Source organism: Simplicispira piscis, from assembly GCF_054783455.1.
The window spans coordinates 43396-68083 of sequence record NZ_BAAGQN010000017.1; the positions used below are offsets into that span (position 1 = coordinate 43396).

Annotated in this window: 18 protein-coding genes; 14 read left to right on the top strand and 4 right to left on the bottom strand. The window is 59.6% G+C overall.

Translation table 11 applies throughout. The annotated features are described in order from the left end of the window. Nucleotides 1-24 precede the first annotated feature (24 nt). The 5 genes from carA (at nucleotide 25) to ACYVOC_RS12910 (ending at nucleotide 5974) form a co-directional block, all read left to right on the top strand. Complete coding sequence (carA, locus tag ACYVOC_RS12890) at nucleotides 25-1209, top strand: glutamine-hydrolyzing carbamoyl-phosphate synthase small subunit (protein WP_461162075.1); 1185 nt, start codon at nucleotides 25-27, stop codon at nucleotides 1207-1209. Continuing rightward, nucleotides 1206-1595: a hypothetical protein gene (locus tag ACYVOC_RS12895; RefSeq protein WP_461162076.1), complete on the top strand. Its 390-nt coding sequence runs from the start codon at nucleotides 1206-1208 to the stop codon at nucleotides 1593-1595. The genes carA and ACYVOC_RS12895 overlap by 4 nt, the downstream gene beginning before the upstream one ends. 6 nt (nucleotides 1596-1601) lie before the next feature. Then, entirely contained in the window at nucleotides 1602-4847 is a 3246-nt protein-coding gene (carB, locus tag ACYVOC_RS12900) for a carbamoyl-phosphate synthase large subunit (RefSeq protein ID WP_461162077.1), read from the top strand. 203 nt (nucleotides 4848-5050) lie between these two features. Then, on the top strand, nucleotides 5051-5527 hold the full coding sequence (gene greA / locus ACYVOC_RS12905) for a transcription elongation factor GreA (protein WP_116004118.1): 477 nt from the start codon (nucleotides 5051-5053) through the stop codon (nucleotides 5525-5527). Between the two features lie 18 nt (nucleotides 5528-5545). Then, nucleotides 5546-5974, top strand: a complete 429-nt coding sequence (locus ACYVOC_RS12910) for a DUF4149 domain-containing protein (protein ID WP_116004117.1) — start codon at nucleotides 5546-5548, stop codon at nucleotides 5972-5974. An 18-nt stretch (nucleotides 5975-5992) separates the two neighbouring features. Here the strand turns inward: ACYVOC_RS12910 and ACYVOC_RS12915 are convergent, their stop codons facing one another. Both ACYVOC_RS12915 and ACYVOC_RS12920 read right to left on the bottom strand, forming a co-directional pair. Next, nucleotides 5993-6742, bottom strand: a complete 750-nt coding sequence (locus ACYVOC_RS12915; protein WP_116004116.1) for a glycosyltransferase — start codon at nucleotides 6740-6742, stop codon at nucleotides 5993-5995. Between the two features lie 4 nt (nucleotides 6743-6746). Continuing rightward, a complete protein-coding gene (locus tag ACYVOC_RS12920) occupies nucleotides 6747-7223 on the bottom strand; it encodes a YhbY family RNA-binding protein (RefSeq protein ID WP_461162078.1) in 477 nt (158 codons plus the stop codon). Between the two features lie 32 nt (nucleotides 7224-7255). Between ACYVOC_RS12920 and ACYVOC_RS12925 the strand changes: the two genes are divergently transcribed. The 5 genes from ACYVOC_RS12925 (at nucleotide 7256) to glmM (ending at nucleotide 15469) form a co-directional block, all read left to right on the top strand. After that, nucleotides 7256-7918 (top strand): RlmE family RNA methyltransferase, encoded by a 663-nt coding sequence (locus ACYVOC_RS12925; protein ID WP_461162079.1) that lies wholly within the window; start codon nucleotides 7256-7258, stop codon nucleotides 7916-7918. A gap of 157 nt (nucleotides 7919-8075) precedes the next feature. Next, nucleotides 8076-9992 (top strand): ATP-dependent zinc metalloprotease FtsH, encoded by a 1917-nt coding sequence (gene ftsH / locus ACYVOC_RS12930; protein ID WP_116004113.1) that lies wholly within the window; start codon nucleotides 8076-8078, stop codon nucleotides 9990-9992. Between the two features lie 67 nt (nucleotides 9993-10059). Then, nucleotides 10060-10893 carry a dihydropteroate synthase gene (gene folP, locus ACYVOC_RS12935; protein WP_461162080.1) on the top strand — a complete coding sequence of 278 codons (834 nt, stop codon included), beginning with the start codon at nucleotides 10060-10062 and terminating at the stop codon, nucleotides 10891-10893. A gap of 400 nt (nucleotides 10894-11293) precedes the next feature. Then, nucleotides 11294-13912, top strand: coding sequence for a molybdopterin-dependent oxidoreductase (locus ACYVOC_RS12940; protein ID WP_461162081.1), 2619 nt, complete (start codon nucleotides 11294-11296; stop codon nucleotides 13910-13912). A 222-nt stretch (nucleotides 13913-14134) separates the two neighbouring features. Then, nucleotides 14135-15469 (top strand): phosphoglucosamine mutase, encoded by a 1335-nt coding sequence (glmM, locus tag ACYVOC_RS12945; RefSeq protein WP_116004110.1) that lies wholly within the window; start codon nucleotides 14135-14137, stop codon nucleotides 15467-15469. A gap of 80 nt (nucleotides 15470-15549) precedes the next feature. On the opposite strand, the gene ACYVOC_RS12950 is transcribed toward glmM, so the two are convergent. Beyond that, nucleotides 15550-17814: a sensor domain-containing protein gene (locus ACYVOC_RS12950; RefSeq protein ID WP_116004109.1), complete on the bottom strand. Its 2265-nt coding sequence runs from the start codon at nucleotides 17812-17814 to the stop codon at nucleotides 15550-15552. Nucleotides 17815-18137: 323 nt separating this feature from the next. Here ACYVOC_RS12950 and ACYVOC_RS12955 point away from each other — a divergent pair, with 323 nt between their 5' ends. The 3 genes from ACYVOC_RS12955 to ACYVOC_RS12965 all read left to right on the top strand — a co-directional run bounded on the left by ACYVOC_RS12955 (nucleotide 18138) and on the right by ACYVOC_RS12965 (nucleotide 21753). Further along, a complete protein-coding gene (locus ACYVOC_RS12955) occupies nucleotides 18138-18968 on the top strand; it encodes a GNAT family N-acetyltransferase (RefSeq protein ID WP_461162082.1) in 831 nt (276 codons plus the stop codon). A gap of 101 nt (nucleotides 18969-19069) precedes the next feature. Further along, nucleotides 19070-21277, top strand: coding sequence for a polyphosphate kinase 1 (gene ppk1, locus ACYVOC_RS12960; RefSeq protein ID WP_461162083.1), 2208 nt, complete (start codon nucleotides 19070-19072; stop codon nucleotides 21275-21277). Nucleotides 21278-21291: 14 nt separating this feature from the next. Continuing rightward, on the top strand, nucleotides 21292-21753 hold the full coding sequence (locus ACYVOC_RS12965) for a SixA phosphatase family protein (RefSeq protein ID WP_116006057.1): 462 nt from the start codon (nucleotides 21292-21294) through the stop codon (nucleotides 21751-21753). A gap of 65 nt (nucleotides 21754-21818) precedes the next feature. Here ACYVOC_RS12965 and ACYVOC_RS12970 read toward each other — a convergent pair whose 3' ends face one another. Further along, nucleotides 21819-23300, bottom strand: a complete 1482-nt coding sequence (locus ACYVOC_RS12970; protein ID WP_461162084.1) for a Ppx/GppA phosphatase family protein — start codon at nucleotides 23298-23300, stop codon at nucleotides 21819-21821. A 290-nt stretch (nucleotides 23301-23590) separates the two neighbouring features. On the opposite strand from ACYVOC_RS12970, the gene pstS reads away from it, so the two are divergent. Further along, nucleotides 23591-24613 (top strand): phosphate ABC transporter substrate-binding protein PstS, encoded by a 1023-nt coding sequence (gene pstS / locus ACYVOC_RS12975; RefSeq protein WP_461162085.1) that lies wholly within the window; start codon nucleotides 23591-23593, stop codon nucleotides 24611-24613. Nucleotides 24614-24688 lie beyond the last annotated feature (75 nt).

A 24688-nucleotide genomic window follows, 5' to 3' on the forward strand; every position in this document is an offset into this window, starting at 1 on the left:
GACCGTAACCATCCGGAGAACCCAGTGCTTTTGTCTCTACAGGGAACATTCCCGCCCGCCATTCTGGCGCTCGCAGACGGCACGGTCTTTATCGGCAATTCGATTGGAGCCGTTGGCTCCACCGTCGGTGAGGTGGTGTTCAACACCTCCATGACCGGCTATCAGGAAATCCTCACGGACCCCAGTTACTGCCAGCAGATCGTGACCCTCACGGTCTCGCATGTCGGCAACTACGGTGTCAACACGGAGGACGTCGAATCCCCGAAAGTCCAGGCTGCAGGCCTTGTCATCAAAGACCTGCCGCTGCTTGTCAGCAACTTCCGCGCTACCGCGATCCTGCCCGAGTACCTGGTGCGCGAAGGCACCGTGGCCATCGCCAACATCGACACGCGCAAGCTCACCCGCCTGCTGCGCGACAAGGGTGCGCAAAATGGTGCCATCGTCGGCCTCGCAGTGGGTGAATCGGTGACGCAGGAGCGCATTGACCAGGCGATTGCCGCCGCGCGCGGCGCACCTTCCATGGCAGGTCTTGACCTCGCCAAGGTGGTGACGACCGAAAAATCTTACGAGTGGACGCAGACCGAATGGACGCTGGGCAGTGGCTACGGCGTGCAGACGGCGCCGAAATATCACGTTGTGGCCTACGATTTCGGCGTCAAATACAACATCCTGCGCATGCTGGCCGAGCGCGGTTGCAAGGTCACCGTGGTGCCGGCACAGACGCCTGCTGCGCAGGTGCTCGCGCTGCAGCCCGACGGCATCTTTCTCTCCAACGGGCCCGGCGATCCAGCGCCTTGTACCTACGCCATTGAGGCGGTGCGCACGCTGCTCGAAACGGGCAAGCCCACCTTCGGCATTTGCCTGGGCCACCAGATCATGGCGCTGGCGGCGGGCGCGAGCACGTTCAAGATGGACAACAGCCACCATGGCGCCAACCATCCTGTGGAAGAGCTTGTCACCGGGCGCGTGAGCATCACCAGCCAGAACCACGGTTTTGCAGTGCAGCTTGACTCGTTGCCCGCGCAGGTGCGGGCAACGCACCTGAGCCTGTTCGACGGCTCGTTGCAGGGGCTGGAGTACACCGACCGTCCCGCCTTCAGTTTTCAGGGCCACCCGGAGGCCTCTCCCGGTACCTCCGACATTGATGGGCTGTTTGACCGGTTTGTCGACACCATGCGTGATGCGCGCACCAAGGCCACTGCGGCATGAAGCTCTTCAGCTTTCCTGCTGCAGCGCTTGAGAAGGCGATCCACAAGCGCATTCTGAGCCTGGCTCCGAACCATCGCGAGTGGTTCGGCGAACGCTGGCAACAAAAACCGTATCGCAAGGCATTTGTGGAACGCAAGGCGCTTCCGCTCGTCACCCTGATCGCCAAAGGCAAGACCTGGGACGACGCCACGTTCGAAGAAACACTGGCCGAATGGGATGTGACGTTCCATGAGGCCGAGACCGAGGTGCTCAGCCCGCTTGTGCAGGGCGATGGCCTGCTGCAGCTGATGCAGAAGAATCTGCCCGCCGAACGTGCCGCCGTCTTGCTTGCGCACCTGCACCGCCGCCGACCCGAGGCGGACGTGCCCAGCGAACCCAACCATTGATTTCCCATGCCAAAACGCACCGACATTCAAAGCATTCTCATCATCGGCGCCGGCCCCATCGTGATTGGGCAGGCCTGCGAGTTCGACTACTCCGGCGTGCAGGCCTGCAAGGCGCTGCGGGAAGAAGGCTACAAGGTCATCCTGATCAACAGCAACCCCGCGACGATCATGACCGACCCGGCCACGGCCGACGTCACCTACATCGAGCCCATCACCTGGCAGACGGTCGAGAAAATCATCGCCAAGGAACGCCCCGACGCCATCCTGCCCACCATGGGCGGGCAAACCGCGTTGAACTGCGCGTTGGATCTCTGGCGTAACGGGGTTTTGCACAAATACAAGGTGGAGCTGATCGGCGCCACACCCGAGGCCATCGACAAGGCCGAAGACCGCCTCAAGTTCAAGGATGCGATGACGCGCATCGGCCTGGATTCGGCGCGCTCCGGCATTGCCCATAACATGGATGAAGCCTGGGCGGTGCAGAAAACCCTGGGTTTTCCCACCGTCATCCGCCCCAGTTTCACGCTGGGCGGCACCGGTGGTGGTATTGCCTACAACCCCGAAGAGTTCGAGACCATCTGCAAGCGCGGCCTGGAAGCCTCGCCCACCAACGAGCTGCTGATTGAAGAATCGCTCCTGGGCTGGAAAGAGTTTGAGATGGAAGTGGTGCGCGACAAGGCGGACAATTGCATCATCATTTGCTCGATCGAAAACCTCGACCCGATGGGCGTGCACACTGGTGACTCGATCACCGTAGCACCCGCGCAGACGCTGACCGACAAGGAGTACCAGATCATGCGCAACGCCAGCCTGGCGGTGCTGCGTGAGATTGGTGTGGATACGGGCGGTTCGAACGTGCAGTTCGCCGTCAATCCCAAAGACGGCCGCATGATCGTCATCGAAATGAACCCGCGCGTGTCGCGCTCGTCGGCGCTGGCGTCCAAGGCCACGGGCTTCCCGATTGCCAAGGTAGCCGCCAAGCTGGCGGTGGGCTACACGCTCGACGAGCTGCGCAACGAAATCACGGGTGGTGCTACGCCCGCGTCGTTCGAGCCTTCGATTGATTACGTGGTCACCAAGATTCCACGATTTGCTTTCGAAAAATTCCCTGCAGCCGACAGCCGCCTGACCACACAGATGAAGAGTGTGGGCGAGGTCATGGCCATGGGTCGCACCTTCCAGGAATCCTTCCAGAAGGCCCTGCGGGGTCTGGAAGTGGGCGTGGATGGCATGAACGAAAAAACCCAGGACCGCGAAGTGCTGGAAAAGGAGCTGGGCGAGCCCGGCCCCGAGCGCATCTGGTACGTGGGTGACGCCTTTGCCATGGGGCTGTCGGTGGACGAGGTGTTTGAACTGACCAAGATCGACCGCTGGTTCCTGGTGCAGATCGAGCAGATCGTGAAAATCGAGCTTGACATCGACAAGCTGACCGCCGAGAAAGGCGAGGGCGCCTTGGCGGCGCTGGATGCCAGCGAGCTGCGCACTTTGAAACAAAAAGGTTTTTCTGACCGGCGTCTGGCCAAGTTGCTCAAAACCACCGAAAAGGCCGTGCGCGACCAGCGCCGAGCACTGAATGTGCGCCCGGTCTACAAGCGGGTGGACACCTGCGCGGCCGAGTTTGCCACCAACACGGCCTATCTGTACTCGACCTACGAGGAAGAGTGCGAGGCGGAGCCGACCGACAAGAAAAAAATCATGGTGCTGGGCGGCGGGCCCAACCGCATTGGTCAAGGCATCGAATTCGACTACTGCTGCGTGCACGCAGCGCTCGCCATGCGCGAGGACGGCTACGAGACCATCATGGTCAACTGCAACCCCGAAACCGTGTCCACCGACTACGACACCTCGGATCGTCTGTACTTTGAGCCGGTCACGCTGGAAGATGTGCTGGAGATCGTCGACAAGGAAAAGCCCCATGGCGTCATCGTGCAGTACGGCGGGCAGACGCCTTTGAAGCTGGCGCTGGACCTGGAAGCGGCAGGTGTGCCCATCATCGGCACCAGCCCGGACATGATCGATGCGGCAGAAGACCGTGAACGTTTCCAGCAACTGCTGGGCAAGCTGAACCTGCGCCAGCCGCCCAACGCCACGGCCCGCACCGAGGCCGAGGCCCTGGAAAAAGCCGAGGCCCTGGGCTACCCCTTGGTGGTGCGCCCGAGCTATGTGCTGGGTGGTCGCGCCATGGAAATTGTGCACGAGCAGCGCGACCTTGAGCGCTACATGCGCGAAGCCGTCAAGGTCAGCCACGACTCGCCCGTGCTGCTCGACCGCTTCCTCTCCAATGCCATCGAATGCGACGTCGACTGCGTGCGCGACACGGCTGGCCAGGTCTTTATTGGCGGCGTGATGGAGCACATTGAACAGGCGGGTGTGCACAGCGGCGATTCGGCGTGCTCGCTGCCGCCGTACTACCTCTCCAAGGCCACGGTGGACGAAATCAAGCGCCAGACAGCGGCCATGGCAGAGGGCCTGAGTGTGGTGGGCCTGATGAACGTGCAGTTCGCCATCCAGGAAGTCGATGGCCAGGACATCATCTACGTGCTGGAAGTGAACCCGCGTGCCTCCCGCACAGTACCGTTCGTCAGCAAGGCGACGGGCATCCAGCTGGCCAAGGTGGCCGCGCGCTGCATGGCAGGCCAGACGCTGGCCAGCCAGGGTATCACCAAGGAGGTGACGCCGCCGTACTTCAGCGTGAAAGAGGCCGTCTTCCCGTTCGTCAAGTTCCCGGGCGTAGACACCATCCTGGGCCCCGAGATGAAGTCCACTGGCGAAGTCATGGGCGTGGGCAAGACATTCGGCGAGGCCTTCGTCAAGAGCCAGCTTGGCGCTGGCACCAAACTGCCGACCTCGGGCAAGGTGTTCCTGACGGTGAAGAACGCCGACAAGGCGCGCGCCGTGGACATTGCGCGCCAATTGGTGGAATTGGGCTTTGAGCTCGTCGCCACCAAGGGCACGGCTGCTGCCATCGCCGCTGCCGGGGTGCCAGTGCAGGTGGTGAACAAGGTGACCGAAGGGCGCCCGCACATCGTGGACATGATCAAGAACAACGAAATCGTCATGGTCATCAACACGGTGGAAGAGCGCCGCAACGCCATTGCCGACTCGCGTGCCATCCGCACCAGTTCGCTGCAGGCACGGGTCACCACCTTTACGACCATTTTCGGTGCCGAGGCCGCTGTCGAGGGTATGAAGCACATGGACCAACTGGATGTTATTTCTGTGCAAGAGATGCACGCACAACTGCAGGCCTGAATTCGTACCAGCGACTTAAGAACTGGAGGCCGAACCCCGCGGGGTTCGCGACCGGTTTCAAACACGGCATAATTGCCGCATGAACCCAAACCGCCGCGCGGCAACGTGCGGCGGTTTGCTTTTGGGCGTCGCCACATCGTTGTGGCGCGCAGAACCAGTCGCGCAATGCGCGGCACCCCTATACACCCATGGAGACGGAGAGAATGGCCACCATTCCCATTACCAAGCGCGGCGCCGAGAAACTTAAAGCCGAACTGCATCGACTCAAAACTGTAGATCGTCCAGCGGTCATAGCGGCGATTGCCGAGGCGCGCGCGCAGGGCGATTTGAGCGAAAACGCCGAGTACGAAGCGGCCAAGGACCGCCAAGGCTTCATTGAGGGGCGTATCCAGGACGTCGAGGGCAAACTGTCGGCCGCGCAGATCATCGACCCCGGCAGCATTGATGCCGAAGGCAAGGTGGTTTTTGGCGCGACCGTGGAGCTGGAAGACGAAAACACGGGCGACGCTGTGACCTACCAGATCGTGGGCGAGGACGAGGCTGACCTGAAGCTGGGGTTGATCAACATTTCCAGTCCCATCGCGCGTGCGCTCATCGGCAAGGAAGAGGGCGACACGGCCGAAGTGCAGGCGCCGGGTGGTATTCGTCGCTATGAAATCGTGGGCGTCAGCTACGTCTGACCGGCCCAGGCCTGCGCCATGACTGCCCGTTTTCCTGCACTGCTTGCTGCGCTCTGGTGGGGAAGCCTGGGGGCCATTGGCTTTCTGGCTGTGCCCTTGCTGTTTGTGTACCTGCCCACGCCGGCCATGGCGGGCAGCATGGCGGCACGGCTGTTTGCGGCCCAGACCTGGGTGTCCGTGGTCTGCTGCGTGCTCTTGCTGCTGGTTTCAAGGCCAAAAGGGGATGTAACGCTTTATCCATGGGCGCGAGAAGCTACACTTTTTATAGTGTTTGGCCTCCTGCTGGCGCTTTTGGTGCAATTTGGCGTGGCGCCACGCATCGTGGCGCGGCAGGATCTGCGGCTATGGCACAGCGTGGGGACGCTCATGTACGCCCTGCAATGGGGCTGTGCGCTGGCAACCCTGTGGCATACGCTGCGCGGCCCGACGCGGCCACTGCCCGCCTGAGGACGGTTTTTTCCGCTCTTACTCGTGCCAGTGCTCGGCCACCCAGGTGGCGGGCTGGATAAAGCGAAAGCGCCGGTTGCGCCGTCCTGCCAGTGCGTCTGGCGGATTGCATTCACCATGGAAAATCACCACCCGCGCACCTGCGGGAACAAAAGGTGGTTTCCAGTAATTGGTCGGCCAGGTGGGGATGCCGTCGTACTTGAAGCTGGGGCACCATTCGGTTGGCCAGTATTGCAGCTTGCCTTGCTTGTGCAGGAAGTCCGACAGATAAGCTTGTTCGTTGCGGAACTGCTGGCGAATTTCGTTGAAATGCCCGCGAAAATATTCCAGAACGTCGGGGTGCGCGCCCAGTTCAAACCGGTAGACCGAAGAGTTGCCGGTAATACGCCAGGGGCGTTTGTAATCGTGGATGATGAGAAAATCACCCGGTTGGGTGAAGAAATCGTCCAGGCTGCCGGTGACCACCACGTCCACATCCAGGAACAGTGCCGTGCCGCGCAAACCATGCAGATCGGCAGTGAAAGTGGCCAGCTTGTTCCAGCCGCGCTCGGGAATACCCGCGGGCAGGTCCAATGGCGGGATGGGCAGGCATTGCACCTCGGGGCGGATACCTTCGGCATCGTCCGTCAGGCAGACAAAATGGAAATCGCCGCTGAGATGGCGGCGCACCATGGCATAGAGGCGATTGACGTATTCGGGCCCGTATTTGGTGCCCCATTTCATGCAGATGACATGGCGCTGGCGCGCCGTGGCGGCGGTACCGGTCATCGCGTCAGCTGGCTTGGCGCTTTTTTACCGAGGTCGGCTTGCGCTTTTTGGCGCGCTTGACCTGACCACCAGAGGTCAGGCGCTGGTTTCCCAGCACGCGCAACTGCTTGATCTCGGGGCGTTGGCCGCCGCGCTTGCTGTACTTCATCACTTTGACGTCACGCGGGCCCGGCATGCGGTCTTCGTCCGGTGCCTTCACTTTTTCGGGCTGCGGGCGCCACAGCACCAGCAGCTTGCCGATGTGCTGGATGGGGGCTGCGCCCAATTCGGCGGCCAGTTCCTGGTACATCAGCTCGCGCGCAGCACGGTCGTCGCTGAAGACACGGATCTTGATCAGGCCATGGGCGTTGAGCGCGGCGTCGATTTCTTTGCGCACGCCGGGCGTCAAACCATCGCCGCCAATGAGGACGACGGGCTTGAGATGGTGGGCCTCGGCGCGGTATTCGCGGCGTTCGGCAGAGGTGAGTTCAATTTGGGGCATGGGCCGTATTATCGAGGCAGGACGAAAGAAGCATGAAAGTCAAATCCCAGAGCAAAAAAATCAACAAAGCATGGCTGAACGACCATGTGAACGACACCTACGTCAAATTGGCACAAAAAGAGGGGTTTCGCGCACGTGCGGCCTACAAGCTCAAGGAGATCGATGAACAGTTTGGCTTGGTGCGGCCCGGTGCCACCGTGGTGGATTTGGGCTGCGCGCCTGGGGCCTGGAGCCAGTACGTACGCCGTCGACTCTCCCCGGCCGGGGCGGCAGCAGGTACGCTCGACGGCCGCATCATTGGGCTCGACCTTCTGCCCATGGAGCCGATCGAGGGGGTCACTTACCTGCAGGGTGATTTCCGTGAGCCCGAGGTGTTGGCGCAACTGGAAGCTGCCTTGCAAGCCCGTCCTGTGGACGTGGTGGTGTCGGACATGGCGCCCAACCTGACGGGCATCGCATCGACAGATGCCACGCGCATTACGCATCTGGTGGAGTTGGCGGTGGAATTCGCTTGTGCCCATTTGCGGCCCGAGGGGGCGCTGGTCGTCAAGCTGTTCCATGGGGCAGGATATTCAGAGTTGGTGCAGTTGTTTCGCGAAACTTTTCGGGTGGTCAAGCCCGTCAAGCCCAAGGCTTCGCGCGACAAATCGTCGGAAACCTTTCTGGTCGGCATCGGTCTGAAAAAATCACCCTGAGGATCTTTGGGCGGGGCAGTGCAGCTTTTTTTCTTGTAAACCCTTGATCTTCCAATGGGTGCCAAGGGGTATTGCCCAACCTTGCCGGGTTGAAACGCCTAAAATCAGTCCCATTTAAGAACGTGAAATCGTTTCGCCACCCTCACCGGAGCTCCGCTTGAACAATCAGTGGTTTTCAAAAGTTGCCGTATGGCTTGTCATCGCCATGGTGCTGTTCACCGTGTTCAAACAGTTCGACACCCGCGCTGTAGGGGCTGCGGGCCATATCGGCTATTCGGAATTTCTGGAAGAAGTGCGCAACAACCGCATCAAGAGCGCCACCATCCAGGAAGGCCAGGGGGGCACCGAGATTGTGGCCGTCACCCAGGACGACCGCCGTCTCCGCACCACGGCCACTTACCTTGACCGGGGCTTGGTGGGCGACCTGATCAACAACAACGTCAAGTTCGACGTCAAACCACGCGAAGAAGGTTCGCTGCTGATGACCCTGCTGGTGAGCTGGGGTCCTATGCTGCTGCTGATTGGCGTGTGGGTGTATTTCATGCGCCAGATGCAGGGCGGCGGCAAGGGCGGCGCCTTCAGCTTTGGCAAGAGCAAGGCACGCATGATGGACGAGAACAACAACACCGTCACCTTTGCCGACGTCGCCGGTTGCGACGAGGCCAAGGAAGAGGTGAAGGAAGTCGTGGACTTTCTGAAAGACCCGCAGCGTTTTCAAAAGCTCGGTGGCCGCATTCCGCGTGGCCTGCTGCTGGTGGGTCCTCCCGGTACCGGCAAGACGCTGCTCGCCAAGTCCATTGCTGGCGAGGCTAAGGTGCCTTTCTTCAGTATTTCGGGCTCTGATTTTGTGGAGATGTTCGTTGGCGTGGGCGCAGCGCGTGTGCGCGACATGTTCGAGAACGCCAAGAAAAACGCCCCCTGCATCATCTTCATCGACGAGATCGACGCCGTGGGCCGTCAGCGTGGCGCTGGCCTGGGCGGTGGCAACGACGAGCGCGAGCAAACGCTCAACCAGATGCTGGTTGAGATGGACGGCTTTGAGACCAATCTGGGTGTGATCGTGGTGGCTGCAACCAACCGCCCCGACATTTTGGATGCAGCCCTGCTGCGCCCGGGCCGCTTCGACCGCCAGGTCTATGTCACGCTGCCCGACATCCGTGGCCGTGAGCAAATCCTGAATGTGCACATGCGCAAAATCCCGGTGAGCCAGGACGTGAATCCGGGCGTTATTGCCCGTGGTACGCCCGGCATGTCGGGCGCCGATCTGGCCAACCTGTGCAACGAAGCCGCTTTGATGGCTGCGCGCCGCAATGCGCGCACCGTCGAGATGCAGGACTTTGAAAAGGCCAAGGACAAGATTCTCATGGGCCCCGAGCGCAAGAGCATGGTCATGCCCGAGGAAGAGCGCCGCAACACGGCTTACCACGAGTCCGGCCACGCGCTGATTGGCAAGCTGCTCCCCAAATGCGACCCGGTGCACAAGGTCACCATCATCCCGCGTGGCCGTGCCCTGGGCGTGACGATGAGCCTGCCCTCGCAAGACCGCTACAGCTATGACAAGGAGTTCATGCTGAATCAGATCAGCATGCTGTTTGGTGGCCGTATCGCAGAAGAAGTGTTCATGCACCAGATGACTACAGGCGCGAGCAACGACTTCGAGCGAGCGACTTCCATTGCGCGCGACATGGTCACACGCTACGGCATGACTGATGCACTGGGCCCGATGGTTTATGCCGAGAACGAAGGCGAAGTGTTCCTGGGGCGCTCGGTCACCAAGACCACCACCATGAGTGAGTCCACCATGCAGAAGGTGGACGACGAAGTGCGCAAGATCATCGACGAGCAGTACGCCTTGGCACGCAAGCTCATCGAAGAAAATAGTGACAAGATGCACGCCATGGCCAAGGCCTTGCTGGAATGGGAAACCATCGATAGCGACCAGCTTGACGACATCATGGCAGGCAAGCCACCGCGCCCGCCCAAGGACTGGACGCCGCGTATTCCACCGTCGGGCGATGGCCCCACGGGTGGCACACCTGCCGTGAGCACCGATCCTGCACCCACTGTGGCCTGAAGGGCCTGTGGGTGTCAAAACGGGGCCTTTGTGCCCCGTTTTTTTTTTGCATTTTTGACCACTGCACATGATCTGGCACACCACCCGTTTTGCGATCGACCTGTCCCGGCCCCGGATCATGGGCATCGTCAACGCCACGCCCGACTCTTTTTCAGACGGCGGGCGCCATGCCACGGCCCGCCAGGCGTTGCTCCATTGCGAGCAGTTGGTGCGCGAGGGGGCGGATATTTTGGACATTGGTGGTGAATCGACGCGGCCCGGCAGCCCTCCGGTGGCGTTAGAGGATGAGCTTGCCCGTGTTCTGCCCGTGCTGCGCGAAGCGGTGCATTTGGGCGTGCCTGTGTCGATCGATACCTGCAAGGCTGAAGTGATGCAGCATGCACTTGACCTGGGTGCTGACATCGTCAACGACGTGTGGGCGCTGCGCCAGCCAGGCGCCGCACAAGTGGTGGCCCGCCACCCTGCGTGCGGCATCTGTTTGATGCACATGCACCGTGATCCCCAAACCATGCAGACTGCGCCGATGGAAGGAGACGCCGTTTCGCAAGTGCTCACCTTTTTGGAGCGCTCAGCGTCTGATTTACAGGCGTTAGGGGTTCATCGGCAGCGGATTGTGCTCGACTATGGAATCGGTTTTGGTAAAACCGTGGAGCAAAATTTTGCCCTGTTGGCCCGCCAGGATGAATTGCTGGCACTTTGCTACCCGCTACTGGCCGGGTGGTCCCGCAAATCGTCGCTCGGTGCAGTGACCGGACTGGATGTGGATCAGCGCTTGATTCCCAGCGTCGCTGCGGCGCTTTTGGCCGTGGAGCGCGGTGCGCATGTGGTTCGTGTGCACGATGTGCGTGAAACTGTGCAGGCGCTGGCTGTGTGGAAGGCGATGCGATCAGAGGGGCTCTGAACTTCAGCGGCCTTCCCAAGGGCGTGTTTCACTGCTGCACGGCGCTGCTGCCATGCTCTGCCAAGTCGGCATTTTCCATCCGCACGGCAAGCCGTGAAGCCTCGCCATTCATGCTCTACGAGCCCCTTAAAAAGTGCTGCGGTGCACTTCAGGCGCTTGAATGCGTCATTCATTTGCGTAATACCCGCGCATTACCGCCACTTGTTGAGCCAGGTCATTGCGCTGTCAAATGAATTTGAATATTGAAAATATCCATTGACCTTTAATATATCAGGGTTTACCCTTCAATAACCATAATATTTGAAAGGTAAATATGCGACTGACACGACGCAATTTGCTCGGTGCTACCGGAGCATTGGGCTCGGCTGGGCTGGCAGTATCCTTGTTCCCGCTTGGGCCAGTGGCCCGCGCTATTGCACAGACGCCCGCACCGGCGGCAGCGGCGGTGGATTTGGCTTCCTGGACAGGTACGGTGGCGCATGCAGACCACTATGGGCCTTTCATTGCCACGGTGACCAATGGGCGGTTGACCCAGGTCACGCCGACGGCTGCAGACAAGCGTCCCACCCCCATGCTGACCGAAGGCATGCTGGCGCGCACCTACGACAAGACGCGTATCGCCGGGCCGATGGTGCGCAAGTCGTATTTGGAAGCTGTGCAAAACGGTGGCAGCAGCAAGCCCGAGTTGCGCGGCAAGGACGATTGGGTGCAAGTGAGCTGGGATACAGCGATCGGCCTGAGCGCCAAAGCTATTCTGGATACGATTGAGAAGCACGGTAACGAGGGGTGCTTCAGCAGCAGCTATGGCGGTTGGTCGCATGGCGGCATCTTTCGGCCCAATGTGTTGCAGGGGCGTTTCTTCAACCTGCTGGGCGGCTCGTCCATGACGGCCGGTGACTATTCTGCTGGGGCCGGGCAGGTGATCATGCCCATGATCATTGGCGACCTGGAAGTCTATTCGGCGCAGACCTCGTGGGAGCAGGTACGTGACAACACCGAGGTCTTTGTCTTTGTGGGTTGCGACCCCGACAAGAACAACCGCATCGAATACACGGTGTGCGACCACGAGATGTATCCCAACTTCGATGCCATCAAGAAAGCGGGCGTGAAGTTCATCTCGATCAACCCGCAGGTCACCACCACCGACGAGCAAATGGGCTCCGAGTGGGTGAGAATTATCCCCAACACGGACACTGCGCTGTTCTTGGCGATGAGCTACCACCTGTACCGCACGGGCAAGTACAGCAAGGCCTTCATCAGCAAGTACACCGTAGGCTTCGACCGCTTTCTGGCCTATCTGGAAGGCAAGGACTCTGACGGCACGCCGCCCAAGACGCCCGAGTGGGCCAGCAAGATTACGGGCATTCCGGCGGCCAAAATTCGGGAGTTGGCCGAGCTCATGGCCAGCAAGCGCACGCAGATTGCCGGTTCCTGGGCCATCCAGCGCGCGCACCACGGTGAGATGCCTTACTGGGCCATCGTCAACTTTGCCTGCATGTTGGGCAATATCGGTCTGCCGGGCCAGGGCATTGGTTTTTCGTGGCACTACGGTGGCGGCGGAACGGCGCAATCGGGCGGCACCGCACCCCGCGGCATGTCGCAGGGGCGCAATCCGATCAAGAAAATCTGCCCGGCATCGCGGATCAATGAAATGCTGTTGAACCCCGGCAAGGCATTCACCTACAACGGCAGCACCTACACCTTTCCCAAGGTCAAGCTGATCTACAACGCGGGCAACAACTTCTTCTCGCACCAGCAGGACTTGAACGAGTTGGCGCGTGCCATGCAAGTCGTGGACACCGTTATCGTGCAGGATTGCTGGTGGAACGGTTCCGCCCGCATGGCCGACATCGTCTTGCCCGCGACCACCACGATGGAGCGCAACGATATTTCCTCGGGCGGCACCTACAACATTGACAAGGTGTTTGCCATGCGCCAGGTGGTGGCGCCCGTGGGTGACGTGCTCGACGACTTCGAGATCTTCCGCCGCCTCTCGGAAGTGTGTGGTGTCGAATACGCCTTCACCGAAGGCAAAACACAGATGGACTACGTCAAGGAAGCTTTCGCCGCCAGTTCGGCCGAGGGCAGCATGCCCTTCGAGGAATTCTGGGAAAAGGGCATGGCCCCGATCAAGGTACCCAAGGAAGCACGCAAGTGGGTGCGCCACGCCGACTACCGCAAGGACCCGAAGAAAAACGCGCTGCATACCCCCACCGGCAAAATCGAGATGTATTCGGCCAGCATCGACAAGATGAAACTGCCCGATATGCCGCCCATGCCCAAATTTTTGGAGCCCGGTGAATATCTGGGCAATGGCAAAAATGGCCAGTTGCATGTGGTCAGCCCGCACCCGTACTTCCGCCTGCACTCACAAATGAACAACGCGGAGCCGCTGCGCAAGCGCTATGCGGTGCAGACGCGCGAGCCGCTGACGATCAGTACGCAGGATGCGGCCGAGCGCGGCATCAAAGACGGTGATCTGGTGGAGCTGTACAACGACCGCGGCTCCCTGGTGGTGGGTGCACGGGTGTCCGACAAAATCATGCCCGGCGTGGTCAGCATCTACGAAGGCGCCTGGCCACAACTCGACAGCAAGGGCCGCTGCAACAATGGCCAGGTGAACTTCCTGACCTCCAGCCGAGGTGCCAGCGGCCTGTCCCAGGCTACGACGGCCAACACCTGCATGGCCTCTTTGCGCAAATGCACCGATGCGGACGCGGGAGGCACCAAGGCGTTCGATCCACCGCAGATCGTTGTCAAAAAAGACATTAAGTTTGACGAGAAGTTTTTTGGCCTGGAGCGTGCGCAAACGCTGCGCGAAAAGGCGACGGCCTCGCTCAGTCCGGGTGAAAAAATCTTCTACCAGCGTTGCACCGTCTGCCACGGCCCGCGGGACCCGGGCGGCTTCAATAAGAAGCAGTGGCTGGGCATCACGCAAAGCATGTTCCCACGCGCCGGTCTGGACGACGGTGAGCAAAAGCTCGTGCTGGAATTCCTGATGAAGAACGCGAAACAGTAAGCGATTTACTTGCCTCTGCGCCCTGACCCTGAAATGGGTCAGGGCGCTTTTGCTTTGAGGGGATGCGAAAATAGCCAGGCGTCGTGTGCGGAGTGGGTTGGTGGGTGGCGATCACGAGGGATAGCCACCGATCCATCGTCTCCATGGGCGCCGTCCGCGTGCGTGCACTTGCGTCCGGGCTACTTTCAAAATCCAGCGAACCAGCGCTTTAGGAAACCGGGAATGACAAGAAAATATTTTGGAACCGACGGCATTCGCGGCACGGTGGGGCAGGCGCCTATTACGCCCGATTTCGTGCTGCGCCTGGCACATGCCGTTGGCCGGGTGCTGCGCCAGACCGAGGACCGCCCCACGGTGCTGATCGGCAAAGACACCCGTATTTCGGGTTACATGCTGGAGAGCGCGCTGGAGTCGGGCTTCAATTCGGCCGGAGTGGATGTGGTGCTTCTGGGACCCTTGCCTACGCCAGGCGTGGCATACCTGACACGCGCCCAGCGCGCCAGCCTGGGTGTGGTAATTTCGGCCAGCCACAATGCCTTTCCTGACAATGGCATCAAGTTCTTCAGTGCCCAGGGTACCAAGCTGCCCGATGCGTGGGAGCTGGCGGTCGAGGCCGCGCTGGATGAACCCCCGGTATGGGCCGACTCGGCCTCGCTGGGTAAAACCCGCCGGCTCGACGACGCAGCGGGACGGTATATCGAATTTTGCAAAAGCACCTTCGATCAGGACCTGACGCTCAAGGGGCTGAAGATCGTGGTGGACGCGGCACATGGGGCGGCGTACCACATCGCTCCCAAGGTGTTCCATGAGCTGGGCGCCGATGTGGTAGCCATTGGCTGTGCGCCCGATGGCCTGAACATCAACCATGAGGTGGGTGCCACGCACCCGGATGCCTTGGTGCGGACCGTGCGGGCCAACCACGCCGACTTTGGTATTGCCCTCGATGGCGATGCTGACCGATTGCAGATGGTCGATGCGCAGGGGCGCCTGTACAACGGCGACGAGCTGCTCTATTTGATGGTGCGCGACCGCATGGCGCGCGATGAGCATGTCCCCGGTGTGGTGGGCACGTTGATGACCAACATGGCCATCGAGCTGGCCTTGCAGGCGCGTGGCGTGAAACTGGTGCGAGCCAAGGTCGGAGACCGCTATGTGCTCGAAGAGCTGGCCCGCCATGGCTGGATTCTGGGCGGCGAAGGCTCTGGCCACCTGCTGGCGCTGGACAAGCACACCACGGGTGATGGCCTGGTCAGCGCGTTGCAGGCGCTTCAGACCTGTGTGCGCAATGGACAGACCCTGGCGCAGTTGCTTGATGGCGTGGATCTCTTCCCCCAAGTGCTATTGAACGTGCGTCTGCCCCCGGGAACAGATTGGCGTTCCAACGCTTTGCTGGCCCGCGAGACCCAGGCCGTCGAAGCAGAATTGGGGCAGGCGGGGCGATTGCTCATTCGTGCCAGTGGCACCGAGCCCTTGCTGCGCGTGATGGTGGAGGCGCGTGACGCTGCCCAAGCCAGTTCTTGCGCAGAACGGCTGGCACAGGCTGCACGACAAGGATAATTGCTACTTAATTAATAGCATATAGCGCTTGACTGGTAAGCGCTGGAGCCTGTTTTGATAGTAATTTTTCATGATGCAGCTCAGCGTTCCCGGTCCCTGCAAGGCGCTTCAGTGGCATCGATGGGAGTGCGTGATTGTGGCGTTTGCGGCTTGTGCAGGGCCTGTAGCAGGGTTTGCAACTGCGGCGCGGGTTGGGGGTGGCCGCAATAGTAGCCTTGCGCCTGATGGCAGCCTTGCGCATGCAAAAAGTCAAATTGCCCGCGTGTTTCCACGCCTTCTGCTACGGTCTGCATACCCAAGGCCTGGGCCATGCGGATGATGGCGCTGACGATGGCCTTGTCGCTGGGGCCGTTGTCCAGATCGCGCACAAAAGACTGGTCAATTTTGAGTGTGCTGACGGGAAACTGCTTGAGCTGGCTCAGAGATGAATAGCCGGTGCCGAAGTCGTCGATCGACAAGCGCACGCCACGCGCATGCAACTCGCGCATGGTGGCAATGGCGCTGCGGGGGTCCTCCATGGCAACACCTTCGGTCAACTCCAGTTCCAGCGCGCCGGGGGGGACGCCGGTTTCTTCCAGGATGCGCGTGATCAGTTCCGGCAGCCGGGGCTCGCGGAACTGGACGGCAGACAGGTTGACCGACATGGACGGCAACGCTAGTCCTTGGGCATGCCAGTCGCGCATCTGGGTCAGCGCAGTGCGCAACACCCACTCGCCAATGGCGAGGATCTGACCACTGTCTTCTGCAATGGGGATGAATTCACCCGGCGATACCGCCCCCAGTTCTGGGTGCTGCCAGCGCAGCAGGGCTTCCATCCCCAGCACCTGGCGGGTGGCAATGCATACTTTGGGCTGGTAGTGCAGGGTGAATTGCTGGCGCTCAAGGGCGCGGCGCAGCGCGTTTTCCAATTGCAGCGCACGCACCGAATGGGCCTGCATCTCCCGTGTGAAGAAGCGATAGGTATTGCGGCCATCGAGCTTTGCGCGGTACATCGCAACATCAGCCGATTGGCTCAGCGAGTCAAAATCATCACCATCTTCGGGAAACACGGCGATACCCATGGAGGGGGCGATCGTCAATTCGTGGTGATCGATCTGGTAGTGCTGGCGCGACGCTTCCAGCAGCTTGCCGGCCACCCGTTCGGCACCCTTGGCATTGGCGCCGGGTAGCAGCAAGATGAACTCATCACCACCGAGCCGGCAGACAGTGTCCTTGTCGCGCACCACGGCCCGCAGGCGCCGGGCAATGGCCACCAGCAAGGTGTCGCCTACCTGGTGGCCGAGCGAGTCGTTGACATGCTTGAAATGGTCCAGATCTAGGAAGATCACGGAGAGCGGGGTTTGCGTCTGGCGCGCCACCTCAATGGCCTGGATGCTGCGCTCTGCCAGCAAGGTGCGATTGGGCAGGCCGGTGAGAGGATCGTAGTGCGCCAGCCAGTAAATACGCTCCTGGTCGGCTTTGCGGTCGTTCATCTCGCGGTGCAGGCTGTCGACGGTTTCTCGCAGTTGCTGTGTGCGTTGGGCTACCAGCGACTCCAGCTCTGCGTGCACTTTGATCAGTGCAGCCTGTGCCTGGCGACGCTCCGTGATGTCCATGCAGATCCAGATCGATCCGAGCGCAAGGTTGGCGGGGTCAATCGCCTTGCTGCGCACATCGCACACCACGGGGGTGCCGTCTCTGCGGGCGAGTGTGACTTCGCCCTGGAAGGATTGGCCCTGTGAAAGTACCGGGGCGGAGCGATGGCCGACCTCTTCCCAGTCGGCGTCGCTGGTGTACCAACGCCGGGATGGACTCCCTTGCAGTTCTCCCGGGCCGTAGCCGAGCATCTGCTCGAAGTGCCGGTTGCAGCGTGTGAGAGTTCGGTTCTGCAGGTAGACGATGCCCACCATGGCGCTATCGAACAAAACCTCTTTTTCCCACAGCGCTGTATGGAGCTGGGTTTGCGCTGCTTTTTGTTCATCGATGTCGTCAATCAACCAGATGGAGCCTTCAAGGCTGTCCTGCGGATTGATGAGTGTGCCCGTAAGGCGCCCCCAGAACTGTGAGCCATCGCGCCTGCGCATGCTGCGCTCAGTGCGGAAAGTGTCTCCGGCCGCCACCACGGGATAGGCCGCACGGGTCAGTTCGCGATAGGCCTGCAGGTCGGGATAAAAGCCCTCGCTGCGTTGCCCAATGAGTTGTTCAGGCGTGCTGTAGCCAAAAATTTCCGCGTAACGCAGATTGCAGCGAACCACCTGGCGCTTGCGGATGAACGCAATGCCCGCGCCAGCGCTGTCCAGCAAGGTTTGCTGTTCTCGCAGGGCACGTTCTAGTGATGTGGTGGGACGGTGGGCAGGAGAGAGCAAATGTGAAATTTTTGAAAAGGGAGCCGCAGCGGACAAGCCTAGCAGAACCCGATTCCATCAGCTAATTGTATGAAATTGTACGTTCTTGGTGGATGGAAAGAAATATGGAACATGTTTGAAGGACGAGGGTTTTCTGTGGTTTTCAATTCGGCCCTGTCCAAGGTGCGGGTGGCGGAAAGCTCGTCATGGTTTGTTCACAGGCCTGACTTGGGTGCGTCATGCATGGAGGCCAGACTGCCATGGAGGTTGCCCCGTAGCGCTTGCAGTGCTGGCGTGCTACTGCTACTGCGGTTTCGCGGTGGTCCTCATACAAAGGAGTTTCCATGAGTGATTTGCCAAACCCAACGCGCCCCTTGTCGCCGGTATCGTTGCCTCGGGGGTCGCTTCATCGCCCCTATCGTTCGAATGGGGTGGCGCACTCTGTGCCGGGTGGGGGTGTGGAGGTGGTTTGGGCGCGACACCTCGACGAAGTCCGGCAGGCGCAACGCCTGAGATACGAAGTTTTTGCGACTGAAATGGGGGCGCGGCTAAAGCCCACCATCAAGGGCCACGACATCGACATCTTTGATGATTTTTGCGAGCACCTTCTGGTTCGCGACCTTGGCACAGGGCAGGTCGTCGGTACCTATCGCGTGCTGACGCCCGAGCAGGCACGGCGTGCCGGCTGCACTTACAGCGATACCGAGTTTGACCTGACCCGTCTGAGCGAATTGCGGCCGAGAATGGTGGAGTTGGGCCGTAGTTGCGTGCATGCACAGCATCGCCATGGTGGCGTCATCATGGCTTTATGGGGTGCGTTGGCCGATTTCATGGCACGTAATCAACTCGACACCATGGTGGGCTGTGCCAGCATTCCTATGCAGCACAACGGTGCTGCATGCGGCAATGCCGCTGCCAGCATTTGGCACAAGCTGCGTGAAACCCATATGGCTCCTATGGAGTACCAGGTGCATCCCCGTCTGCCGCTGCCCGTGGAGCGACTGGATGCGAGCCTGGATGTCGAGCCACCGGCCCTTATCAAGGGCTACCTGCGCCTGGGTGCTCGCGTGCTGGGAGCACCCGCTTGGGACCCCGATTTCAATACCGCAGACCTACCCATGCTCATGCGACTGGTCGATTTGCCCGTGCGTTACCGCAAGCACTTTTTGGGGTGATGGGGCTGGTTGCGTGGTGTGATGAAAGACCGCTGTGTCACGAAGCTGTCACGCATCCAATCCATATTTCGCTATCGATTGATCAGTATCCCAACGTGCCCATGTCCCCCGTCTTCAGTGAAATAAACATGATTGCGCCCTACACAACGGGCGTATTGGAGAACACCGCACAGGCTGCAGTCTCGGCTGAACGGGGCCCTCAAGCGTCGGACAATTCGTTGGCTATTCTTGCGCCTTGTCTGACGGCTCCAGGTGTTTCAGGATTTTTGGATCGTGACCACTGCATCCTCGCGTTCAACGAAAGGGTGTTGGACTGGGCGGCCCGTGCAGATGTGCCGTTGCTGGAAAGGCTGCGCTACTTGAGTATCGTGTCGTCCAATCTGGATGAATTTTTTGAAGTGCGTGCCGAGCCGCACATCACGGCTGCACGCAATGGCGAAACCAAGGGGTCTTATGGTGAAGCGTCGCTGGCCGCACTGACAGCCAAAGCGCATGAATTGGTGGCGCGTCAATACGCTTTGTACAACGAGGCCCTCGTGCCTGCGCTGGCAGTGAAGGGGGTGCGCATCGTGGCACATGGCGACCGCGGCAGTGCGCAGCGGCGCTGGGTGAGCGACTATTTCGCCCGAGAAGTCCGGCCACTGCTGGTTGCTGTGGGTTTGGACCCCGCGCATCCTTTTCCGCAGGTCGCCAACAAGTCGCTCAATTTTATTGTGCGACTCAAGGGTGCTGATGCGTTTGGGCGAGAAAACGACATTGCGATTGTGCGGGTTCCACGGGCATTGCCTCGGTTTATCCGGATGCCGATGGGAGTTGCACCCAAGGGCAAGAATTTCGTTAGTGTTTCCAGCGTGATCAGAGCGCACTTGTCCGATCTTTTTCCAGGGCGCGAAGTCACTGAGTTCTCGCAGTTTCGCGTCACGCGACACTCGGATCTTGCAGTAGACGAAGAGGATGTGCGCAACCTGCGCATGGTGCTGCGCCAGGGCTTGCAGCAGCGTAATTTTGGACAGGCCGTACGCTTGGAAGTCTCCAGCAGTTGCTCCGCCTACCTGTCGAATTTTTTGTTGCGCCAATTTGATCTTCCTGCGGCAGCCCTGTACAGGGTGCATGGACCTGTGAATCTGGTGCGGTTGGCGCAATTGGTAGATCTGGTTGATGACCCACAACTGCTGTTTCCAGTCTGGCGGCCTGTCTGGCCAAGTCAATTGATTTTGGGCACATCCATCATGGCCCAGATGCGACAGCGCGATACGCTGATCCATCACCCCTTTGAGAGCTTTGATGGTGTCTTGGCTTTTCTGCGCGAAGCTGTGAACGATCCACAAGTGGTGGCCATCAAGCAGACTATTTACCGAACAGGTTCCGATGCGGTACTGATGGAATTGCTGCGTGAGGCGGTACGCCGCGGCAAAGAAGTCATGGCCGTGGTGGAGCTAAAGGCACGGTTTGATGAAGAGGCCAATATCAACTGGGCAGAAGCCTTGGAGTCGGTGGGTGCCCAGGTGGTGTACGGCGTTGTTGGGTTGAAAACGCACGCCAAAATGTTGCTTGTGACACGCAAGGAAGGCAAGCAGCTGCGCCGTTATGGCCACTTGTCCACCGGTAACTACAACCCGCGCACAGCGCGTCTCTATACCGATCTGAGCTACCTCACCGCGGATGAGGAAACGACGGCCGACATGGACCATGTGTTCAACCATCTCGCCAGCCAGAATCGGCTCCCACGCATGCGACGCTTGCTAGTGGCACCGTTCCAGCTCCATCGCCGCATGCTGGAGAAGATCGAGCAGGTTGGCTTGGCGGCAAGCCGGGGTGAGGGTGGGCGCATTGTGGCCAAGATGAATGCTTTGACGGATGAGGCATTGGCCCGTGCGCTGGTGCTCGCCGGTCAGCGCGGCGCGAAAATTGACCTGATCGTGCGTGGCGCCTGCATCTTGCCCGCGCAAGTGCCCGGGTTCACTGAAAATATCCGTGTTCGCTCCATCATCGGGCGCTTTCTGGAACATTCCCGGATTTTTTATTTTGGCAAGGGCGCTGAGGAGGAACTGTTTCTCTCCAGCGCTGACTGGATGAACCGCAACATGCTGCGGCGCGTGGAAATTTCCTGGCCTGTGAAGGACCCGATCCTGCGTCAACGTATTATTGATGAGTGCCTGGTGTCCTGTCTGCACGATGACCGAGACGCTTGGGAGTTGTTGTCTGATGGCACTTATATGCGTGCTTCAAAACCTACCAGCGGGCAGGGTGCACAGAATGCACTGATGGCGCGGTATGGTGTGTCGATTGTCGCGCCGCACAACGGCTGATCCGAATGTCCAGCATGGATCTGATTTTGTGGCGCCATGCAGAGGCAGAGATGGGTGCAGCGCACATGGATGACCTGTCGAGACCACTCACAGCACGGGGGGAAAAACAGGCCGCTCGTATGGCAGCATGGCTCGAAAGGCAGCTACCTGATGGGCTGAGGGTGCTATCGAGCCCGGCGCGGCGCGCAGAGCAGACGGCCACTGCTTTGGGGCGCAAATACAAGTTACGCGCCGAGTTGCTGCCCGATGGCACTGCACAGGATCTTTTGGAGTTGGTGCAATGGCCACGTTCTCGAGGAGCCGTTCTGGTGGTCGGACACCAACCGGTCTTGGGCCAAACCATCGCCCATCTGCTGGAGATCCATTCGAACCAATGTGCGGTGCGAAAAGGATCGGTCTGGTGGTTGCGACAGCGCCAGAGCGTGGAGCGCAGTGAAACAACTTTGCTGGCTGTCTTGTCACCAGATTTTCTTTGAAATCCTTTGTCGGTCCTGAGGGGCGTTATTCGGCCAGATGCACGGAAGCGGTCATCGTATGGGCATCAAGGCAGGTGTGTTTCCAGTTCCCAAGGGGTGCGTTGCCATGCGAGCATTTCTTCACGCAGCAGGTGGGCAGACTGAGGGTAGGCGGTCGCCCATCCAGGGTTCGCTGCAAGGTTAAAGCGCTGTCCTTTGATGGACAGCGTAAATCCTTCCAAGTCGGGATCACGCCGGGCGTGGCACAAAGCCACCGCAAGTCGAAGGGCCATCAGTTGAAAAATAAAAATGGGGTCATCTATATCGGCTTGTAGCTTGCGGACCTTTCCCCTATGACCCAGCACCAAGGATCCCAGGCCGTGCAATTCATGTTTGGCGAAGCCTGCAACGTCTGTATTCTCGAGAATATAGGCGCCGTGGCGGTGGTAATCGCTGTGGGAGATGCGGCAGCCAATTTCGTGTAGGCGACCGGCCCAGTTCAGATTGCGCAGTACGGATTCGGAGGGCCTGGGTGAAATTTGCTTGAAAAGAAAGCAGGCGGTCTTTGCCACACGCTCGGCCTGAGAAAGGTCTACGGCAAAGTTGAGTGCCAGCCCCTGCACTGATGCGGTTCGCAGATCTGTCTGTGGTTGTTCGCGGTCCAGCAGGTCATACAGGGCGCCCTGGCGCAGGGCCCCTTGTGCCACTTGCATTTCATGGATGTCCAGAAGATCGAAAACGGCTCTCAGTATGCTGAGCCCTCCGCCGATGACGGGACGGCGATCGTCTTTGAGACCATCCAGCCGGATGCGATCGACACTTTGCGCACGCAACAAACGCTCGCGCAGCCAGTCCAGTCCGCTGCGGGTGATGGTTTCCCCCGCAGACTGACCAGCGGCAACAAGCACGTCGCGCACCGCCCCTACAGTTCCTGATGATCCATAGGCTACATCCCAGTGGCTAGGACGATAGGTTTCCAGTGCCTCGTCCAGAACCGCTTTGGCAGCGATTTCGGCGGTTGTAAAAGCCGATGCAGACAACCGACCATTGGGGAAAAATTGTGTGGACCAGGCCACGCTGCCTACGCAGAATGAAGCGACAGCGTGGGATGTAAAACGCTCGCCCAGGATGAGCTCCGTGGATCGCCCTCCAATATCAACAACCAGACGTCGCTCCCCAGACTCTGGAAGCAGCCGCGAGACACCCTGGTAGATCAGCCGAGCTTCTTCCAGCCCTGACACCACATCGATCGGATGGCCTAGTACCTCGCCACCGCGTTGCAGAAAAACGTGGCTGTTGCGAGCCTCTCGCAAGGTCTGTGTGGCAACGGCGCGCACCTGAGCGCGGGGGAAATTGGCCAATCGTTCGGCAAAACGGGCCAGGCAGTCCCAGCCGCGTTGCATGGCTTCTGTGCTCAGGTTGTTCTCTTCATCCAGGCCGTTGCCTTGGCGCACGGTTTCCTTCAGGTACTCGATACGCTGAATATGTCCGAATTCGTAGCGACCGATTTCGAGACGAAAACTGTTGGAGCCGAGATCAATGGCGGCGAGGTGTGTGCCGTTCTGCATGGGTTTTTGAAAGAGGATTCGTGCGGCAAGGTAACGTGAGGGACTGAATTTCCGGGGGCCTGTTGCGAGACGATGGGCAACATGAGCACGGCCGATGGTGGGCGATGCGAAGACGAATACTCTTGTGGTTGGAAAATTCTTCCCATTGTGTCTCAGCACCGTGTCAGCGCAGTGACTGCGTGAGGATGTTCTTGAAAATTCAGGAAAACTTTTTGTGTATGTCACGGGTTTGTCATTTAAGGTTTTTAAAGTTCGTTTTGTTCCTGTTAACGCTTACTGAAAGGTACTGAATGAAACGCACATTTCTGAAAATCGTCGCTGTCACGTTGGCTTCCATGACTATGGGCAGTGCGTTTGCTGCCGATATCACTGGCGCGGGTGCAACGTTTCCCTTCCCGATCTATGCCAAGTGGGCTGAGGTCTATAAAAAAGAAACGGGCACGGGCATGAACTACCAGTCGATCGGATCCTCGGGGGGGATCCGTCAGATCCGTGCCAAGACGGTGGCTTTCGGCGCGACCGATGCGCCGGTGCCAGGCAGCGATCTCGATAAGGACGGCATGGTGCAGTTTCCCGCCATCATTGGCGGTACGGTGCCAGTGCTTCACCTGGAAGGCTTTAAGCCCGGCGAATTGCGTGTGAGCGGTGGCGTTTTGGCAGATATTTTTCTAGGCAAGATCGCCAAATGGAATGATGCCAAGCTGGCAGCGCTGAACCCCGGAAAAACCTTGCCCGACCAGAACATCACCGTGGTACACCGGGCTGATGGTTCGGGAACCACGTTCAATTTCACGGATTACCTGACCGCTGTCAGCAAAGAGTGGGCAGATTCGGTGGGCAAGGGCGCTGCCGTGAAATGGCCGGCACCGTCGTCGGTCGGTGGCAAGGGTAATGAGGGCGTTGCCGCCAATGTGAATCGCATCAAGGGCGCTGTAGGCTACGTTGAGTATGCTTACGTCAAGAAAAACAACATGAATTTCCTGCAACTGCAAAATGCAGACGGCAAGTTCGTGAGTCCTGACGACAAGTCCTTTGCGGCTGCTGCGGCTGGTGCAGACTGGTTCAGTATGCCGGGCATGGGGATTTCAATGGTCAACGCCAAGGGCGCCGAGAGCTGGCCTATCAGTACCGCCTCGTTCATCCTCATGTACAAGGATCCAGCCGACAAGGCGCAGTCTGCTGAAGTTTTGAAGTTTTTTGACTGGGCTTTCAAGAATGGCAAGGCGATGGCTGCAGAGCTGGACTATGTGCCGCTTCCCGATAGCCTGACTGCTGAGATCCGTGCCAAGATTTGGTCGCAGATCCGCAAGTAATCGGAGACTTCCGGGGTGTCTTTTGTCAGAGGGCTGGTGTTGGCAGAAGATGCCCCAAGGAAACCCACATGAGTG

Coding starts and splice junctions, on each gene's coding strand:
- ACYVOC_RS12895 (WP_461162076.1), top strand. CDS start 1,206: ATGAAGCTCTTCAGCTTTCCTGCTGCAGCGCTTGAGAAGGCGATCCAC.
- carB (WP_461162077.1), top strand. CDS start 1,602: ATGCCAAAACGCACCGACATTCAAAGCATTCTCATCATCGGCGCCGGC.
- greA (WP_116004118.1), top strand. CDS start 5,051: ATGGCCACCATTCCCATTACCAAGCGCGGCGCCGAGAAACTTAAAGCC.
- ACYVOC_RS12910 (WP_116004117.1), top strand. CDS start 5,546: ATGACTGCCCGTTTTCCTGCACTGCTTGCTGCGCTCTGGTGGGGAAGC.
- ACYVOC_RS12915 (WP_116004116.1), bottom strand. CDS start 6,742: ATGACCGGTACCGCCGCCACGGCGCGCCAGCGCCATGTCATCTGCATG.
- ACYVOC_RS12920 (WP_461162078.1), bottom strand. CDS start 7,223: ATGCCCCAAATTGAACTCACCTCTGCCGAACGCCGCGAATACCGCGCC.
- ACYVOC_RS12925 (WP_461162079.1), top strand. CDS start 7,256: ATGAAAGTCAAATCCCAGAGCAAAAAAATCAACAAAGCATGGCTGAAC.
- folP (WP_461162080.1), top strand. CDS start 10,060: ATGATCTGGCACACCACCCGTTTTGCGATCGACCTGTCCCGGCCCCGG.
- glmM (WP_116004110.1), top strand. CDS start 14,135: ATGACAAGAAAATATTTTGGAACCGACGGCATTCGCGGCACGGTGGGG.
- ACYVOC_RS12955 (WP_461162082.1), top strand. CDS start 18,138: ATGAGTGATTTGCCAAACCCAACGCGCCCCTTGTCGCCGGTATCGTTG.
- ppk1 (WP_461162083.1), top strand. CDS start 19,070: ATGTCCCCCGTCTTCAGTGAAATAAACATGATTGCGCCCTACACAACG.
- ACYVOC_RS12965 (WP_116006057.1), top strand. CDS start 21,292: ATGGATCTGATTTTGTGGCGCCATGCAGAGGCAGAGATGGGTGCAGCG.
- ACYVOC_RS12970 (WP_461162084.1), bottom strand. CDS start 23,300: ATGCAGAACGGCACACACCTCGCCGCCATTGATCTCGGCTCCAACAGT.
- pstS (WP_461162085.1), top strand. CDS start 23,591: ATGAAACGCACATTTCTGAAAATCGTCGCTGTCACGTTGGCTTCCATG.